We start from the raw sequence: 16,349 nt of genomic DNA, 5'->3' as shown, positions 1-16,349 counted from the left end.
TCATCCACGGCATCAGACACAGGGCCCGCCGGGTCTCCCCAGCGGGCCGCACGTGGCCGTCCAGCGACTACAGCTTGACGGAGTCGACCGTCTTCTTGACCGACTGGAAGGACTTCTCCAGCTCGGCCTTCTCACCGTCGTTCAGCTCGACGGTGTGGATCTTCTCCACGCCGCCCGCGCCGATCTGCACGGGGACGCCGAAGAAGTAGCCGCTGATGCCGTACTGGCCCTCCAGCAGGGCGGCGGCCGGCAGCACGCGCTTGCGGTCCTGCAGGAAGCTCTCCGCCATGGCGATGGCGGAAGCGGCGGGACCGAAGTAGGCGCTGCCCGTCTTGTACAGGCCCACCAGCTCCGCGCCGCCCTCACGGGTGCGCTTGATGATGGCGTCCAGCTTGTCCTTGGCGATCAGCTGCGTCAGGGGCACGCCGCCCACCGTGCTGTGGCGGACGAGCGGGACCATGTCGTCGCCGTGGCCGCCCAGCACCAGGGCCTCCACGTCGCGGATGGACGAGCCGAGCGCCTCGGCGACGAAGCACTTGAAGCGGCTGGTGTCCAGCACGCCCGCCATGCCCGCGACCATGTGCTTGGGCAGACCCGAGATCTTGTGGAGCGCGAACACCATCGCGTCCAGCGGGTTGGCCACGTTGATGACGAAGGCGCCCGGGGCGTGCTGCTTGATGTTGCCCGCCACGTCCGTCATGATCTTCAGGTTGATCTCAAGCAGGTCCTCGCGGGACATGCCCGGCTTGCGCGGCATGCCGGCCGTGATGATGATCACGTCCGAGCCCGCCACGTCCTTCCAGTCGGTGGTGCCCTTCACGCGGCAGTCGTAGCCGTCGACCGCGGCCAGCTGGTTGATGTCCAGCGCCTTGCCCTTGACCAGCCCCTCGGCCGCCGGGATGTCGTACAGGACCACGTCACCGAGCGACTTCTGCACGGCGAGCAGCGCCAGGTTGCCGCCGATCTGACCGCCGCCGATGAGGCCGATCTTCTTCTTGCCATTCTGAGCCATGGATTCGCCTCTCCTGGGTCCCCAGAGGGGACTACATGTTCTTGATGATGGCCTGCCCGAACTCGGAGCACTTGACCTCGGAGACGCCGCTCTGCCCTTCCTGCTTCATCAGGCGGGCGAAGTCGTAGGTCACCGTCTTGCTGGCGATGGCGCGGTCCATGCCCTGGATCATCAGGTCGGCCGCCTCGTGCCAGCCCAGGTGCCGGAACATCATCTCACCGGAGAGGATGACCGAGCCCGGGTTCACCTTGTCCTGATCCGCGTACTTGGGCGCCGTGCCGTGCGTGGCCTCGAACACCGCGTGGCCCGTGACGTAGTTGATGTTGCCGCCCGGCGCGATGCCGATGCCGCCCACCTGCGCCGCCAGCGCGTCCGACAGGTAGTCGCCGTTGAGGTTCAGCGTGGCGATGACGTCGAACTCGTCCGGACGGGTGAGGACCTGCTGAAGGGTGATGTCCGCGATGGAGTCCTTGATCAGGATCTTCCCGGCGGCCAGCGCGGCCTTCTGCTCCGCGTTGGCGGCGTCCTCGCCCTTGGCGGCCTTGGTGGCCTCCCACTGGTCCCAGGTGTAGACCTTGTCACCGAACTCCCGGGCGGCCAGCTCGTAGCCCCACTTGCGGAAGGCGCCCTCGGTGAACTTCATGATGTTGCCCTTGTGGACCAGCGTGACGCTCTTGCGCTTGTGGTCCACGGCGTACTGGATGGCGGCGCGGATTAGCCGGTCGCTGCCCTCGTGGGACACCGGCTTGACGCCCAGGCCCACGTCGGCCGGGAAGCGGATCTTCCCGAACTCCTTCGGGAACTCCTGCTTCAGGATGCCCAGGAACTTCTCCGCGGCGGCCGTGCCGGCCTCGAACTCGATGCCCGCGTAGATGTCTTCCGTGTTCTCACGGAAGATGGTCATGTTGACCTTCTCCGGCGTCTTCACGGGGCTGGGAACGCCCTTGAAGTAGCGCACGGGACGCAGGCAGACGTACAGGTCCAGCATCTGCCGCAGGGCCACGTTCAGCGAACGGATGCCGCCGCCCACCGGCGTCGTCAGGGGGCCCTTGATGCCCACCAGATAGGTGCGGAACGCCTCGACCGTCTCTTCGGGCAGCCAGCTGTTGACCGCCTTGAAGGACTTCTCGCCGGCCAGGACTTCGTACCAGGCGATCTTCTTCTTGCCCTTGTAGGCCTTCTCCACCGCGGCGTCGAACACCGCCTGGGACGCACGCCAGATATCGCGGCCGGTGCCGTCTCCCTCGATGAAGGGGATGATCGGGTTGTCCGGGACGGACAGCTTGCCGCTCTGCAGGGAGATCTTCTCTCCGGATGACGGGGGCGCCATGGATGTGCTCCTGAGAAGGTGTGACCGTGTAAGAATCGGCGCGGGATAGTCGAGAACCCGCCCCGCGACGTCAAGGAGTTTGGCCACGGGCCGACGCGGAACGACTTATCGGAGCCAGCGGCCGGGCGCGGAATAACGGCCCGTCCCCGCACGTGCACGAAACGACACGGCCGGCACTCCCGGCGGCGCAACGAAAAAGGAGGGCCAGGCACTGGTGGCCCGCCCTCCTCTACCTCTTCAGTGGATCAGCGGCGGGCATGACGGCCCGCCCGGACTACCAGCTGGACATCCCCGGCGCGGGCAGCTCCACCGTCACGGTGATGCCGGCGACCGCGCTGCTGGCCACCTCCAAGGTGCCCCCCATGGACTCCGTCAGCTCACGGGCCCGGGCCAGCTTGCGGTGCAGGGGCCCCACCAGCATGGGCGACAGGAAGACGGCCTGGAGCTCCCGCGCGGACAGCGACGCCCCCGCGACCTGGACCTGGAAGCGAGGCGGCAGGTCCCCGAAGTCGTCCGCGGAGTCCACCACCACACGAACGCCCTGCCCGTTCGAGGCATCCGCGGCGTGCGCCAACAACAACAGCAGCACCTGCTGCAGCCGCCGGTGACTGACATTAGCGGGGACCGGATCCTCAGGAAGCTCCAGCGAAACCTGGACTCCTCGCAAGCGGCGCGTGGCTGAGAGGAGTTCCACCGCGCCGCCAACGACCTCCGTGACATCCACTCGGAGTACGTCTGGCGAGTCCACCGGCATCAGGCCCGTGGCACGGCCGTGAACAGGCGCCTGGCGTTGCTCCGAGGCCTGCGTCCCTCCCACAGCGTTCACGACAGCACTCATCCCTCACACCTCCCGCTCGCTGTACTGAGGGAACTCTAACGAGCCGGTCTGACGAACGCCATTTCACTACGAGAAAGTACGCACAGCCTGCCAGACTTATGACATTACAGCCGCGCAGCATCTTCGCCGTATGAGTGTGCCGTCGCGGTGAATCGCTTCGTAAGACTTGGAAGTAGGTGCTGTCACCTACGACCCACGGACGTCCATTCCGCCAGCCAGAAAACAGCCTGACTGCACAAATCCGATTTGACTGTTCCTCGGAAATCCGTATGATGCGGACCTATAGCGATTCGCCGCCTAACGCAGCACCGCTGGAGCGAGGAGGAACAACCGTGCTTGCACTTTCGACGACTGCATCTGGGGTTCCTCAGCACCGGAGAAGGGGGCGCCTGTTCATGGAAGGGGGAAACCCGCTCTCCGACCGTCGGTCGGTCGAGTTCCGCAGTCGTGACGCGCTGTTCAACGTGATTCCGCTGCCGCCCGCCGAGGCCGCGCTGGATGATTCGGGCTACTCCCTGCACGGGACGGGCGCGGATGCCATCACCTGCTCCGTGGGTACGCCGGACGGCGCCATGGGCGTGGTGACGCGGCTGAGCCCCACCGTGGTGTGGGTGATGCCCACGGGTGAGGTGGACACCTCCGACGCGCGCGGCCTGCCTGTCTATCTGTCCGGCCGTGGCGTGACGCTGGGCCCCATCCGGGGCGCCTTCATCCGCACGGACGCGGACACGGCCGGGTCCCCGGTGGGGCTGCAGCTGGTGAACGTCTCGCTGGAGCAGGGCCGTCAAATCCTGGCGCTGCTGGCGGATGCGCTGAAGCGGGGCGTCGCGGTGCCGGCCGCGTCTGCCCTTCCGGTGCAGGACACCATCGACGAGTCCGAGCGCATCCGCGCCATCCTGGTGGCCATCAGCACCGCCGGCAACAAGGGTGTGCTGCGCCGCATGGGCCGCACCGTCCGCCTGGTGCTGGAGCGCTACAACGCGGAGACGGAGCAGTTGGAGTGGCACGCCGAGGACCCGGTGACAGACTGGGGTGAGGCGCCCTACGACATCGACGTCATCGGCCACAACAGCGCGTACCGCATGCGCCTGGAGGTGGGAGCGCCGGACGGCCAGCGCTTCACGTCGCCGCTGCCCGACGTCCTCTTCCGCATCCGTCACCGTTGGCACCGCCGCACGCCCGCGCCCGAGGGAGTGCGCGTCACCTTCCACCACCCGCTGTGGCGCGAGCAGGGGGAGATGGAGCGCGCGGCGATGGACCTGTCCTTCTCCGGCATGTGCATCCGCTGCCGCCCGGAGGACCTGCTGTTCCCGGGGCTGCTGCCGCCCCTGCTCGAGCTCCACACGCCGGACGGCCAGTCCATCAGCCTGCGCGGTGAAATCCGCTACGTCACCAGCGCGCGCGCCGACGGCACCGTGCTGTGTGGCTTGAGCGTGTCACCCTACTCTTCCGACGAGGCGCGCTGGGTGCGCTTCGTCTCCCAGACGACCAACCCCAACACCTGCACCAGTGACGTGCAGGAAGAGGGGCTCTGGGATGTCTTCACGCTGTCTGGCTTCTTCAGCCTGGCGAACAAATCCTCTCAGGAATTCGACGCACTGAAGCAGGCCTTCAGCCACATGGCCAAGCGCGCCGCGGAAGTGCCGCAGCTCTTCTGCCAGGCCGTGTGGCCTTCCGAGCGCGGCCCCGAGGCGACGCTGTCCATCATGAAGTCGTACCGGCACACCTGGATGGGACACCAGGTGGCCAAGCGCCCGGGCAAGCCCGCCCTCAAGGGGCTGGAGCCGGGCCGCATCATGCACGACCTGTACGTGCGCTGCTTCGAGCACCCGCAGAGCGACCCCGACTTCCGCTGGGCCGTGGCCTACGTGGAGGGCCTCAACCCCTGGATCGCGCGCGCGCACGTCCGCTACGGCGAGCGGCACATGGCGGCGAACCCGGAGCTGGCCTTCACGCGCAAGATCCACATGATGGACGTCTACACGCACGAGCAGACGGGCCGGCTGCACGAGGGCATCACCATCAGCCCCGCCACCTCCGCCGAGCTGACGCTGTTGACGGACCACATCGCCCACTCGCGCCCGTCCTGCTACGTGGAGGCGCTCGACTTCACGCGCGACCGCATCGACATGCGCGCGGTCCAGGGCCAGTGGAACACCTTCGGTTTGGAGCGCGAGCGCGAAGTCCTCATCGCGCGCCGCAATGGCGTGGCCCTGGGCGCCGCCGTCCTGGAGCTGGGCCAGCCGGGCACCAATCTCTACAGCCTGCTCGACATGGCACGGCTGTTCCCCCTGAGCGACGCGGGGCCGTCCACCTACGTCGCCTTGGTGGATGCGGCACGCCGTTGGTACGCCGCCCGCCACCGCCGCTCGTTCCACTATCTCTGTGAGGACGACGGTGGGCAGTACGTACAGGACGCCGGGATTCATGCAGGTCCGGACCCGTACATGTGGATCATCTCCGCGAAGTTGATCCCCGACTACCTCGAACACATCAGTGAAGTGTCCATCGGGCGCCGAAGCGCCCCCAACTCTCGCCAGGGATAACGAACATGAGCAAGCCACTCGTGGAGGAGCTGTACACGCCCAACCTGACCGCCGTCCGTGAGCGCATCAAGACGGACCCCAGGCTGAAGGTGCTGCTGGACGACAAGGCGGACCCCGCGCTCTTCGAGGCCTTCCTCATCACCTGGAACTCGCTGGGCGTCTACATGACGGAGCCGGTGGACGGGTGGATTCGCCGCGCCGGTGAGGCCACCGTGAAGGTGGGCCTGGACGACGTGGGCCAGAAGCTCATCGCCCACGCCAAGCACGAGGCCGGCCACCACCTGATGATGGTCGAGGACACCAAGCACCTGGTGGCCCGCTGGAACGAGCGCCGCAGCCCCAAGCTGAACGTCGAGGAGCTCCTGGCCCAGCCGCCCACGCAGGCGATGAAGGAGTACCGGGAGATTCACGAGAACACCATCACCGGCGAGATGCCCGCCGCGCAGGTGGCCATCGAGTACGAGATCGAGGGCCTGTCGACGGTGCTCGGCCCCGTGATTATCGAGCAGGCCAAGAAGGTCTGTGGCGAGGAGATCCTCCAGGGCATGTCCTTCCTCAAGGAGCACACGGAGATTGACGTGGGTCACACCGCGCTCAACGAGGTGATGCTCGACAAGCTCCTGGCCCAGGTGCCGGACAAGGCGCCCATCATCGCCAAGACGGGCGCCAGCGCGCTCGACATCTATCTGCGCTTCATGGGCGACTGCGTGGAGCGTGCCGGGAAGCTGGTCCAGTCCGCCGCCGCGGCCTGAGCCTCCCCGCGCCCCCCACGTCACGGTCGTGTGGCGCCCCGGCCCGGGCGCCTGTTGTCTTCCCGTTGCCGCGCGCCTCAGCCCGCCCGCCGGACCTCCGCGCCTTTCGGACGCGAGGGAGGGCGGACGCGGCCCTTGAGCGAGCCCAGGAGGTGGCCCCGCTTGCCGCCTCCCGCGATACCGAACACGTAGCGGTCCGGCCGGAGCACCACGAGGTCGGCCGCGTACCGCGCGAACCAGGCGCCCAGGCGGCCGTCCAGGTCCACCAGCGTGTCCGCCCCGCCGGTCCCCGCGCGGTCGGCGGCGGCCACCCGCCACCAGCGGGCCCCGAGCTCGTCCGCCAGGGCCCGTGCCTCGCGCTGCGCTTCCTGGGAGGCGCCTGGGCGCGTGAGCACCACGAACCCCTCGCCCAGGCAGTCATCCAGCAGCGCCGTCTCCCCGTCGGGCCGCTCCACGCGCGGCTGCGGGAAGTAGGAGCCCTCCGGCACGTCTCCCTTCTCGCGTTGGGCGCCATGCATGAAGCCCCGGCGCAGCGGCATCTCCGGCTTCACCTTGTAGTCGCGGATGAAGTCACCCATCACCGGCAGCCGGTACATCACCTGGATGAGCGCGTTGCGGACGCGAGCCATCACCCGCCCGCCCGACATCATCACCCGGCCCATGGCGTCCGAGCCGCGAATCACCTCCGACACGTGGCCACGCCGCTCTTCCTCGTAGGTGTCCAGCAGCGACGCATCCGCCGCGCCCGTGAGCACCATCCCCAGCTTCCAGGTCAGGTTCGCCGCGTCCCGGAGACCCGCGCAGAGCCCCTGCCCCAGGAACGGCGGCATCAGGTGCGCCGCGTCGCCCAGGAGGAACACGCGGCCTACCCGCCACTGCGCGGACATGCGGCTGTGGTACGAGAAGATCTTGACGGATTCGAGCTCCACCGAATCCGGGTCCAGGTAGTAGCCAATCAGCCGCCGCACGTTTTCGGGCGAGCGCGCCGCCTGCAGGTCCGCATCCGGCTCCAGGATGATGTCGAAGCGAATCTCGTTCGGCGCGGTGCGCGCGATGAAGCCCCGGCGCACGGGGCCACACAGGTAGCTGGTGAAGTCCGGTTCGGGTGAGGACGTCTTCACGGTGATGGCCAGCGAGTGCTCCAGCGCCGTCGTCCCCACGAGCGTCAGGCCCAGTCGCCGGCGGATGGAGCTGTGCGAGCCGTCGCACGCGAGCAGGAAGCGCGCGCGCACGTTGACGGCTCGCTCCCCCGCGACCTCCTTCACGCGGGCGGTGACGCCCTCTTCGTCCTGGACGAAGGACTCCACCTCGTGGCCCAGCCACAGGTCCACATGCGGGAAGCGCTTCAGCCCCTGGCGAAGCGCCGATTCCATGCGCGGCTGCTGGAAGAAGGCCGCGGGCACGTAGCCGAACGGCCGGTCCAACCGCGTGAAGTCCACCTCCGCCAGCGAGCGCAGCGAGTCATTCAGGTACTGCAGCCGCTTGCACGGATAGAAGCCCGCGCCCAGGTCGCCCACCAGCCCCGTGGACTGGAAGATGCGCTGGCCCTCGTCATCCACGCTGATGGCGCGGGACTGGCCATGAGGCGTGACTTCACGCTCCACCACCAGCGTCCGAATCCCCTGCTGCCCCAGGAGGTTCGCCGCCATCGCTCCCACCGGACCACTGCCCACGATGATGACATCAACGGACTCCGGAGCCATCTCTCCCTCCCGTTGCGAGAACACGTGCTGAGCTGCCGTTGAGGCGTTTCGATATCAAAATCCCTCGTGCGGTGTCTCTTCAACTCTTCAACGACGGGCGTGGAAATCCTTGCATGTTTGAGTTTTGACCTTGGGAGTGAAAGGTTGCAGCCGCATCAGCAATGGCGAGGGGTTCCCGGCGCGGATGGCGCAAGACTGTCCACGCGTCCCAGGTCCGCGCAGGAAATGCGGGCCCCTCCTCGGAGGGCAGGCAGTCACGCGGGAATACGACAGCCCGGAGTGGCTTTTGAAAGATGGCGACCATGTCTCCGGGTTGAGACGACGACCCTTGTCGGGAAATCGCCACTGATTGCCAGCTTCAACGCGCGGCGTCGTGATTTTCGTGACTTGAAAAGGTCGGATGTGTCCGAACACTGCGGCGCGAAGGAGCACGCACATGGAATGGCTTGAGTTCTCCTGTTGGTCCCCGGAGGTCGAAAAGCAACTGGCGATGCAGGCGGCCCGACTGGGCACCTTCGAACATCGGGGCGCGTCGGCCTCCCGTCGGTCCGGGGCGGCCACCACCGTGTCGGCCACCTGCCGACTGAGCACCGTCCTGCGGCAGTTCCCTCGGACCAATCCCTGGGGCCACCCCGTCTCGGAGTGCTGAGCTCCGTGGGTCAGCGTCGGGCGTGCCGGCTCAGGACGGTGCGCTCGACCTTCCCCATGGCGTTGCGAGGCAGCGCGTCCACCCAGACGAAACGCGCGGGCGTCTTGAAGCCCGCCAGGGACTGACGGCACCACGCCGCCAGTGCCTCTTCCCCGGGTTGCGGCTGTCCCGGGCGCGGCGCGATGTAGGCCACGGGCACTTCGCCCCAGCGGCCGTCCGGGAAGCCCACCACGGCGGCTTCCTGTACCGCGGCGTGATTGACAAGCACCGCTTCCACCTCCGCCGGGTAGATGTTCTCCCCACCCCGGACGATGAGGTCCGTGCGGCGAGACAGCACGGTGAGCCGTCCCCGCCCATCCAGCACTCCCACGTCCTTCGTGCGCAGCCAGCCGTCCCGAACCGCCTCCAGCGTGGCCTCCGGACGCCGCCAGTACCCGGCCATCACGGTGGGCGCGCGCACCTCGATGTCGCCCTCCTCCCCTGGGCCGAGGACTTCGCCCCCCACGCCGACGATGCGCACCTCGACACCCGGCAACGGGACGCCGGCGGTGCGGCCGTCCGCCTCGTCCGGGCGCTCGGTCGTCACCTGTGAGCAGGCCTCCGTCAGGCCGTAAGTCTGAAGGGCGCGCAGGCCCGCGGCGCTCGCCCGCGCGAGGAGCGGCACGGGCACCGGACCTCCGCCTATCAAGGCCAGGGCGAAGGAGTCCGGCATGCGCCGCCCCCCCCGCGCGTCGAGCACCCGCTCCAGCGTCGTGGCGACGAGACTCACATGGGACACGCCCTCCCCGTCGATGGCCTGGTTGGCCGCATCGGCGTCGAAGCGCTCGTGCAGGACGAGGCAGCCCCCCTCGTAGGCGGTGCGGGTGAGCATGGCGATGCCCCCCACATGGAAGAGCGGCAGCGTGCCCAGCCAACGCGGGGCTGGATGCGCCCCCAGGTTGGCCGTGGACGCCCGTGAAGACGCCCGGAAGTTGCCCTCCGTCAGCACGGCCCCCTTGGGCCGGCCCGTCGTCCCGCTGGTGAAGAGCACGACCCGGGGTGATGAGGACTCCAGGGACTGACACGTCGAAGCGTCCGTGGAGGCGGCCTCCGCGAAGGACTCGAGTGGCCGCGCCCCCGGGAGTCGCTCCACCAGGGCGCCCAGCGCCAGCGTCAGGCGGGGCTGGAGGTCCTCCACCATGGGCGCCAGCTCCGCGGCCGTGAGCCGGGCATTGAGCGGCGCCAGCACCGCGCGCAGCCGGCCCAGCGCCCAGAAGAGACACACGGAGGCGGCGTGGTTCGTCGCCAGCGAGGCCACCCGGTCCGAAGCTCCAACACCCTCCGCCTGGAGTGCGGCCACCCACCGGGCGACTTCCGCATCCAGCGCGCCGTAGGACCAGGAGCGGCCCGCGAACGTCAGGGCCTCCGCCTCGGGATGACGGCGGGCGCCTTCTCGAATGGGACACACCAGGACCGGCATTCCGTCACCTTGGGGCTTCTTTGGCCGTCACACCCAGGACAGGGAGCTCAGACCGAGCCCCGGGGCGCTCGACAGGGAGATGACGCCTCGCCGCGGATGGTACGGGTGTCCTTCTGGCTCCTTCACCAGCAAGCGCCCCACCGCGAGCCCGGAGGCCAGCGCGCCGGAGGGCAGCGCCGCCGCGAGGTGTGCCGCGCCAGCCCGAGCGACCACGCCATCCATGGAGCTGGTGACATAGGCCTGCATCCCGAGCCGCGCCGCGCGCATCGCGACGACGAGGCACGGCAACAGCCCGCCCAGCACCATGGGCTTCAGCACCACCGCGCCCACCGCTGGCCCACCGCCCAGCAACGGGTCCACCGTCAGCAAGGCCCGGAGCGCATCGGGAGAAGCCAGGGACTCGTCCGCGGCCACCGGGCATGGGGCGCGGCGCTGAACGCGCCAGAGCGCCGCGAGGTCCTCCGGCGGCGTGGGCTGCTCCACCAGCTCCAGGCCATACCAGCCCAGCCGGTCCAAGGCGCGCTTCGCGTCGGGCTCGGACCAGCCGCCGTTCGCGTCCAGGCGGAGCTTCACGTCCGGCCCCACCGCGTCGCGCACGGCCTTCACGCGCGCCTCGTCGGCGTCCAGCGGACGGCCGGCGACCTTCAACTTCAAGGTCCCGAAGCCCTCGGCCACGGCATGACGGGCCTCTTCCGCCAGGGCCTCAGGGGTGTCGGCGCCCAGCAGCGCGTTCACCGCCACCTCCGTCCGAGCCTCCTCCGCCAGCAGCCAGCACAGCGGCACACCCTGGCGTTGCGCGAGCAGGTCCAGCAGCGCCAGCTCCAGCGCGTGCTCCGCGGCCGGCATGGGGCCCGCTGGCGTCACCTGCCGTGCCCGGATGCGCACGCCGTCGCCTCGCGCCACGGCGGGGGGAAACGGCGACAACGTGTCCTCGATGGCCCGGACCGAGTCACCCAGGAACTGGCCCTTCAGCTCGGACAGCCAGGCGTTCAGCGTCACGCCGCAGTCCTCGAGCGACTCGGTGCCGAACGCCGGTAGCGGCATCGCCTCGCCCAGGCCCTCGCGCCCCTCCTCGTCGACGAGGCGGATGAGGAAGCCTTCTCGCGCCGCGTGCACCCCTTGAGAGGTCTTCAGGGGCTGGCGCAGCTCCAACCGGAGGGGAATGAGCGAAACCTGGGCAATCCGCATGGTCTCACATCATCGCAGGTAGAGGCCCAACGCGAACAGCACGCCAAACACGAGCTGCAGTCTGGCCGTGGACCCCAGGGCCGGATTCAACGCCGCCCCCTCCTGCTTCAGCACCCGCCGCAGCGGGGAAACCGCCAGGGGCAGGCTCAGCAGGGACAGGAACACCCAGGGGCTGGCCAGCTTCAGGGCGTACATCGCGAAGGGCGTGGCGTACGACAGCACCAGCAGGAGGAGATACTCCGCCTTCCCCACGCCCGTGCCGAAGCGGACCGCCAGGGTGCGCTTGCCGGCCTTCACGTCCGTCGTCACGTCGCGCAGGTTGTTGACGACGATGAGCATGGTGCCGCTGGCGCCCACGGGCACCGCCGCCCACCACGCCGCCGGGTCCACCGTCCCCGCCTGCACGTAGTAGGTCCCCGTCACCGCCACCAGGCCGAAGAAGATGAAGACGAACACGTCTCCCAAGCCGTTGTAGCCCAGGGGGAAGGGGCCGCCCGTGTACGCGTAGCCGCACAGCAGCGACGCCAGGCCAATGGCGATGATGGGCCAGCCGCCCACCGCCACCAGGTACAGGCCCACCGCCGTGGCCAGCGCGAAGCACACGCCCGCACCCGCCAGCACGGTGCCCGGCGCGATGAGGCCACTCTGCGTCACGCGCTGAGGGCCCAGCCGCTCGTGTGTGTCGGCGCCCTTCTTGAAGTCGTAGTAGTCGTTGATGAAGTTGGTGCCAATCTGGATGAGCACCGCGCCCAGCAGCGCCGCCAGCGCGGGCAGCAGGCGCCCCACGCCCGAGCCGAACGCGAGCCCCGTGCCCACCAACACCGGCGCCAGCGCCGCCGTCAGCGTCTTGGGACGCGCCGCCATCACCCAGTGCTTCACCCCTGGACGGGGCTTCACCGACAGCGGGCCCGACGCCGGAACCGACGTGCTCACGACGTCACCCGTCCCTCGCTCACGGCCACGGGGCTGTCGAACTGCGGGGCCTCGTACCAGGGCGTCTGGAGGAACCCGAGGACTTCACGGGCATACGCCTCCGGCGCTTCCAGGTGCGGCGCGTGGCCACAGCCCTCGAAGGCGTGGCGCCAGACGACCGGCAGCTCCGTGGCCATGCGGCGGGCAAGCTGGGTGAACTTCGCATCCAACGCGCCCGTCAGCAGCAGCGTGGGCAGCCGCTGGGCGTGCAGCTCGGGCCAGAAGTCCGGCTGAACGCCCAGGCCCAGGCACTCCAGCGCGCCCGCGAGCCCCTCCGCCGTGCAGGCGCGGCGCTGGGAGCGCAGCGCGTCCTTGCGCTCCCGCGGAAGCTGGCGCAGGCCGTCGAACAGCGGCAGTTGCTCCCAGCGCTCCACGAAGGCGTCCACGCCTCGCGAACGGATGAAGGCCACAAGCTGTCCGTCCGCCTCCCGCCGGGCCGCGCGCTCCTGGCGCCGGTGCAGCCCGGGCGAACCACTCTCCATGATGAGCCGGCCGAAGCGGTCCGGCGCGCGCACCGCCGCCGCCAGCGCCACGCGAGCCCCTTGCGAGTAGCCCAGCAGATCCACGGGCCCCAGGCCCAGCGAGTCCACCAGCGCGACGAGCGCGTCCACCGTCTCCACGAAGGCCTCACGCCCCCGCTGGTCCGGCAGCGGCGTGGCCCCATGGCCAGGAAGGTCCACCGCCACCGCGCGCAGGTCGCGGCCCAGGAGCGGACGCAGCCCGTCGAAGGCCCTGCGGCTGCCAGTGAAGCCGTGCAGCAACACGAGCGGACGGGAGCCCTCACCCCACGTCTCGTAAGCCAGCTTCACGCCCATGGTCCTTCTCCCAGTGAGGCCGCCATTCGAGCGAACAGCCGCCGGTGCTCATCCACATTCGCGGTGCGGTCCACGCGCACTTCCACCAGGTGGAGCCCGCCCTCCAGGCCCTCGCGCACGGCCGACCTGAGCGCGACGGGCGTCCGCGGCCGATGGAACCGGGCCCCGCCCAGCGCCGCCGCGTGGGACAGGTCCACTCCGTGCGGCGTACCGAAGAGCGTCTCGAACGTGTCCCGAGGCGCGGCCTGGGCGATGGGGAGGAACGAGAAGATGCCGCCCCCGTCGTTGTTCACCGCCACCACCGTGAGCGGCACCCGCGTGCGCGACGCGGTGACGAAGGCCCCCACGTCATGCAGCAACGCCAGGTCCCCCGTGAGCAGCACCGCGGGTCGGCCCGCCGCCGCCGCCATGCCGAGCGCGCTGGAGACGATGCCGTCAATCCCGTTGGCCCCCCGGTTGGCCAGCACCCGCAGCGGCACCGCACCCGCCGGGGCGAAGGCGTCCAGGTCGCGGATGGGCATGCTGCTGGACACGAAGAGCGGCGCGCCCGCGGGAAGCGCCGCCACCACCTCGCGAGCGATGCGTGGCTCGGAGAGCATGTCGGCCTGCTCCGCGAACGCGGCCTCCAGCGCCGTGTGTACCCGCTGCTCCGCGGCCAGGAAGCCTCGCGCCCACGGTCCCACGCCGCGCGCGAGCCCTCGCGTCAGGGCCTCACAGGCCGCCACCGCCGAGCCCTCCACCACCGTGGACGCACGGTGCGCCGGGTCGAACAGCCCGCCCCCGTCGCTGAAGAGGACGATGTCCGCGCCAGAGCCGTCCAGCCACTGCTGCGGCGCCTTCGGCGTGAGCCCTCCACCGAAGCGCAGCACGAGCTCCGGACGGTGCGCCTTCGCGAACGGCGCGTGCCGCAACATCGCGTCGTAATAGGACAGCGTGAGCGGGCCGCCGCCATACCGCGCCTGCGAGGTGGACTCGGCCAGCACGGGGTAGCCCGTGGCCTGCGACAGCGCGCTGATGGCCGCCGCGAAGCCATCCGTTTCATCGCGCGGGCCACACACGATGACGCCGCGAGGGGTCGCGGCAATCCGGCGACGAACCTCGTCCAGGGTGGCCGCGTCCGGCACCGGCTCCGGCGGGACGATGCGCGTCAGCGGCGCACCAGCGCGGCCTGACTTCGCGAGCGCGCTCAGGGACGCCTCGGCGAAGGGCTCGGCGATGGGGGCCAGCGGCTCGCGGAACGGGACGTTGAGCTGCACGGCGCCACGCGGCGCGCGCCACGCGCTGACGACCGCGCGCGCAGCGGTGGCGCGCAGGTGGATCAACGCCGCGTCATGCGCCTCCGGCTGCCCCAGGTCCGCGTAGAAGCGGGCGTGCTCTCCGAAGAAGCGCGCCTGCGGCACCGTCTGCGGCGCGCCCCAGCCCTGAAGCTCCAGGGGCCGGTCCGCCGTCAGCACCACCAGGGGAACCTGCGACAGCGCGGCCTCGATGACCGCCGGGAAGAAGTGCGCGCCCGCGGTGCCGCTGGTGGCCACCACCACCGCCGGCGCGCGCGACTGCTTCGCGAGCCCCAGGGCGAAGAAGCCCGCGCTGCGCTCGTCGATGACGGACCACGTGCGCAGCCCCTCCGTCCCGGCGCAGGCCAGGGCCAGGGGCGATGACCGGGAACCCGGGCACACCACCGCGTGGCGAACACCACCGCGCACGAGCTCTTCCAGCAACGCGCGCGCCCACAGCACGTTGAGGTTAGCGTCGGACGACATCCCCGCCTCCCAAGGCCCGCAACATGGCCAGGCTCTTCATCTCCGTCTCCCGCCACTCCGAGTCCGCGTTGGAGCCAGCCACCAGCCCCACGCCGACGAACAGCCGGGCCTTCGCGCCCTTCACGCGCGCCGAGCGCAGCGCCACCATCAGGTGCGCCCGCCCAGGCCCCACCCAGCCCACCGGACCCGCGTACCAGCCACGGTCCAGGCCTTCGTGCTCCACCAGGAACGACAGCGCGCGCTCACGGGGCGTGCCGCCCACGGCCGGCGTGGGATGCAGCGCCTCCACCACCTGCGCCGGCGTCACCCCGGGCCGAAGCTCGGCGCGAAACCCCGTCCGCAGGTGCACCACGTTCTTCAAGGTCAGCAGCGCGGGCTCCGCGTCCGACGACACCTGCTGCGCCAGCGGCTTCAACGCGGCGACGAGGTAGCCCACCACCGACGCGTGCTCGCGCACGTCCTTGTCGTGTCCCCGCAGGCCGTCCGCCTGGCCAGGCGCGGCCGTGCCCGCCAGGGCCTCCGTCTCCAGCACCTGCCCGTCCACCCGGCACAGCGTCTCCGGCGTGGCGCCCAGGAAGCACGTGTCGTCCGGCGCGCGGAACAGGAAGGTGGCGCAGCGGGGATTCTGCTCGCGCAGCCGCGCCAGCACGTCCACCACGTCAAAGGGCGCGGCCCCTTCCGCATCCAGCGGGCGCGCCAGCACCACCTTCTGGAGGTGCCCGGACGCAATCGCGTCCAGCGCGCGCCGCACCCGCGCCTCGAAGTCCGGCCGCGACGCACTCAACTCCAGCGCCACGGGCTCACCGCGCGCATGCCGGTACGACTCCGGAAAGCAGGCACAGACGCGCTCCAGCCGCGAGCGCACCAGGTCCTCGCCCCCTCGGCCCTCCTGCGCGAACGCCACCACGCACACGCCGCGCGCCGTGCGGAGCACCAGCACCTCGGGCAGCGTCCAGCGCGTCACGCCGTGCGACGCCCACGCCGCGTCCACCGTGCCCGAGACACCAAAACGGATGCCACCAAACCAGGGACCCGGCATTGACTCCGGGGCTTCGCCCAGCCAACGCACCCGCGCGCGCCCGAGCGAGGCCAGCACGCCAGGAATGTCGGAGGCGTCCCGCGCCTCCACCACCGCGGCCTCGCCCCACCCCGCCGCCGCCTCCTGCGCCAGCGGGCGCTCCCAATAGATGGTCGGAACGCCCAATACGTCCGCACCCGCGAGCGGATCCACCACCGCAAGGGGCGTCATTCCGGCCACCCAGCGCTGGCTCTCAACGGGATTGAGCGTCTTCATCAGCGTTCCTCATCGGCGATTGCGGCGCAAT

The 16,349-nt window shown here is 70.1% G+C and carries 12 protein-coding genes; 2 read left to right on the top strand and 10 right to left on the bottom strand.

Annotated elements, in window-relative coordinates; translation table 11 throughout:
- Positions 1–67: 67 nt before the first annotated feature.
- From mdh to HV826_RS03425, 3 genes are all read right to left on the bottom strand, one after another.
- Positions 68–1,012 (bottom strand): malate dehydrogenase, encoded by a 945-nt coding sequence (gene mdh / locus HV826_RS03435; RefSeq protein ID WP_176415568.1) that lies wholly within the window; start codon positions 1,010–1,012, stop codon positions 68–70.
- A 31-nt stretch (positions 1,013–1,043) separates the two neighbouring features.
- Complete coding sequence (gene icd, locus HV826_RS03430; protein ID WP_176415567.1) at positions 1,044–2,342, bottom strand: NADP-dependent isocitrate dehydrogenase; 1,299 nt, start codon at positions 2,340–2,342, stop codon at positions 1,044–1,046.
- Between the two features lie 274 nt (positions 2,343–2,616).
- Positions 2,617–3,168 (bottom strand): HAMP domain-containing histidine kinase, encoded by a 552-nt coding sequence (locus tag HV826_RS03425; protein WP_176415566.1) that lies wholly within the window; start codon positions 3,166–3,168, stop codon positions 2,617–2,619.
- Between the two features lie 407 nt (positions 3,169–3,575).
- On the opposite strand from HV826_RS03425, the gene HV826_RS03420 reads away from it, so the two are divergent.
- Positions 3,576–5,726 carry a hypothetical protein gene (locus HV826_RS03420; protein ID WP_255208325.1) on the top strand — a complete coding sequence of 717 codons (2,151 nt, stop codon included), beginning with the start codon at positions 3,576–3,578 and terminating at the stop codon, positions 5,724–5,726.
- Between the two features lie 5 nt (positions 5,727–5,731).
- Positions 5,732–6,478, top strand: a complete 747-nt coding sequence (locus HV826_RS03415) for a hypothetical protein (RefSeq protein WP_176415564.1) — start codon at positions 5,732–5,734, stop codon at positions 6,476–6,478.
- Positions 6,479–6,555: 77 nt separating this feature from the next.
- Here the strand turns inward: HV826_RS03415 and HV826_RS03410 are convergent, their stop codons facing one another.
- From HV826_RS03410 to HV826_RS03380, 7 genes are all read right to left on the bottom strand, one after another.
- The gene (locus tag HV826_RS03410) at positions 6,556–8,181 is read right to left on the bottom strand and encodes a bifunctional 3-(3-hydroxy-phenyl)propionate/3-hydroxycinnamic acid hydroxylase (protein ID WP_176415563.1); all 1,626 of its coding nucleotides are present in this window, start codon (positions 8,179–8,181) and stop codon (positions 6,556–6,558) included.
- A 659-nt stretch (positions 8,182–8,840) separates the two neighbouring features.
- On the bottom strand, positions 8,841–10,289 hold the full coding sequence (gene menE, locus HV826_RS03405) for an o-succinylbenzoate--CoA ligase (RefSeq protein WP_176415562.1): 1,449 nt from the start codon (positions 10,287–10,289) through the stop codon (positions 8,841–8,843).
- A gap of 27 nt (positions 10,290–10,316) precedes the next feature.
- A complete protein-coding gene (menC, locus tag HV826_RS03400) occupies positions 10,317–11,477 on the bottom strand; it encodes an o-succinylbenzoate synthase (RefSeq protein WP_176415561.1) in 1,161 nt (386 codons plus the stop codon).
- A 9-nt stretch (positions 11,478–11,486) separates the two neighbouring features.
- The gene (locus tag HV826_RS03395; RefSeq protein WP_176415560.1) at positions 11,487–12,410 is read right to left on the bottom strand and encodes a 1,4-dihydroxy-2-naphthoate polyprenyltransferase; all 924 of its coding nucleotides are present in this window, start codon (positions 12,408–12,410) and stop codon (positions 11,487–11,489) included.
- Positions 12,407–13,264, bottom strand: coding sequence for a 2-succinyl-6-hydroxy-2,4-cyclohexadiene-1-carboxylate synthase (gene menH / locus HV826_RS03390; RefSeq protein WP_176415559.1), 858 nt, complete (start codon positions 13,262–13,264; stop codon positions 12,407–12,409). Before menH ends, HV826_RS03395 begins: the two co-directional genes overlap by 4 nt.
- Positions 13,255–15,024 (bottom strand): 2-succinyl-5-enolpyruvyl-6-hydroxy-3-cyclohexene-1-carboxylic-acid synthase, encoded by a 1,770-nt coding sequence (menD, locus tag HV826_RS03385; protein ID WP_176415558.1) that lies wholly within the window; start codon positions 15,022–15,024, stop codon positions 13,255–13,257. The genes menH and menD overlap by 10 nt, the downstream gene beginning before the upstream one ends.
- On the bottom strand, positions 15,008–16,318 hold the full coding sequence (locus HV826_RS03380; protein ID WP_176415557.1) for an isochorismate synthase MenF: 1,311 nt from the start codon (positions 16,316–16,318) through the stop codon (positions 15,008–15,010). Before HV826_RS03380 ends, menD begins: the two co-directional genes overlap by 17 nt.
- Between the last annotated feature and the right edge of the window lie 31 nt (positions 16,319–16,349).

The sequence above is a fragment of the Myxococcus sp. AM010 genome (assembly GCF_013372585.1).
Taxonomy (GTDB): domain Bacteria; phylum Myxococcota; class Myxococcia; order Myxococcales; family Myxococcaceae; genus Myxococcus; species Myxococcus vastator.
Note: the sequence above shows the minus strand (reverse complement) of the source record. Positions and strands in the feature narration are given on the sequence as shown.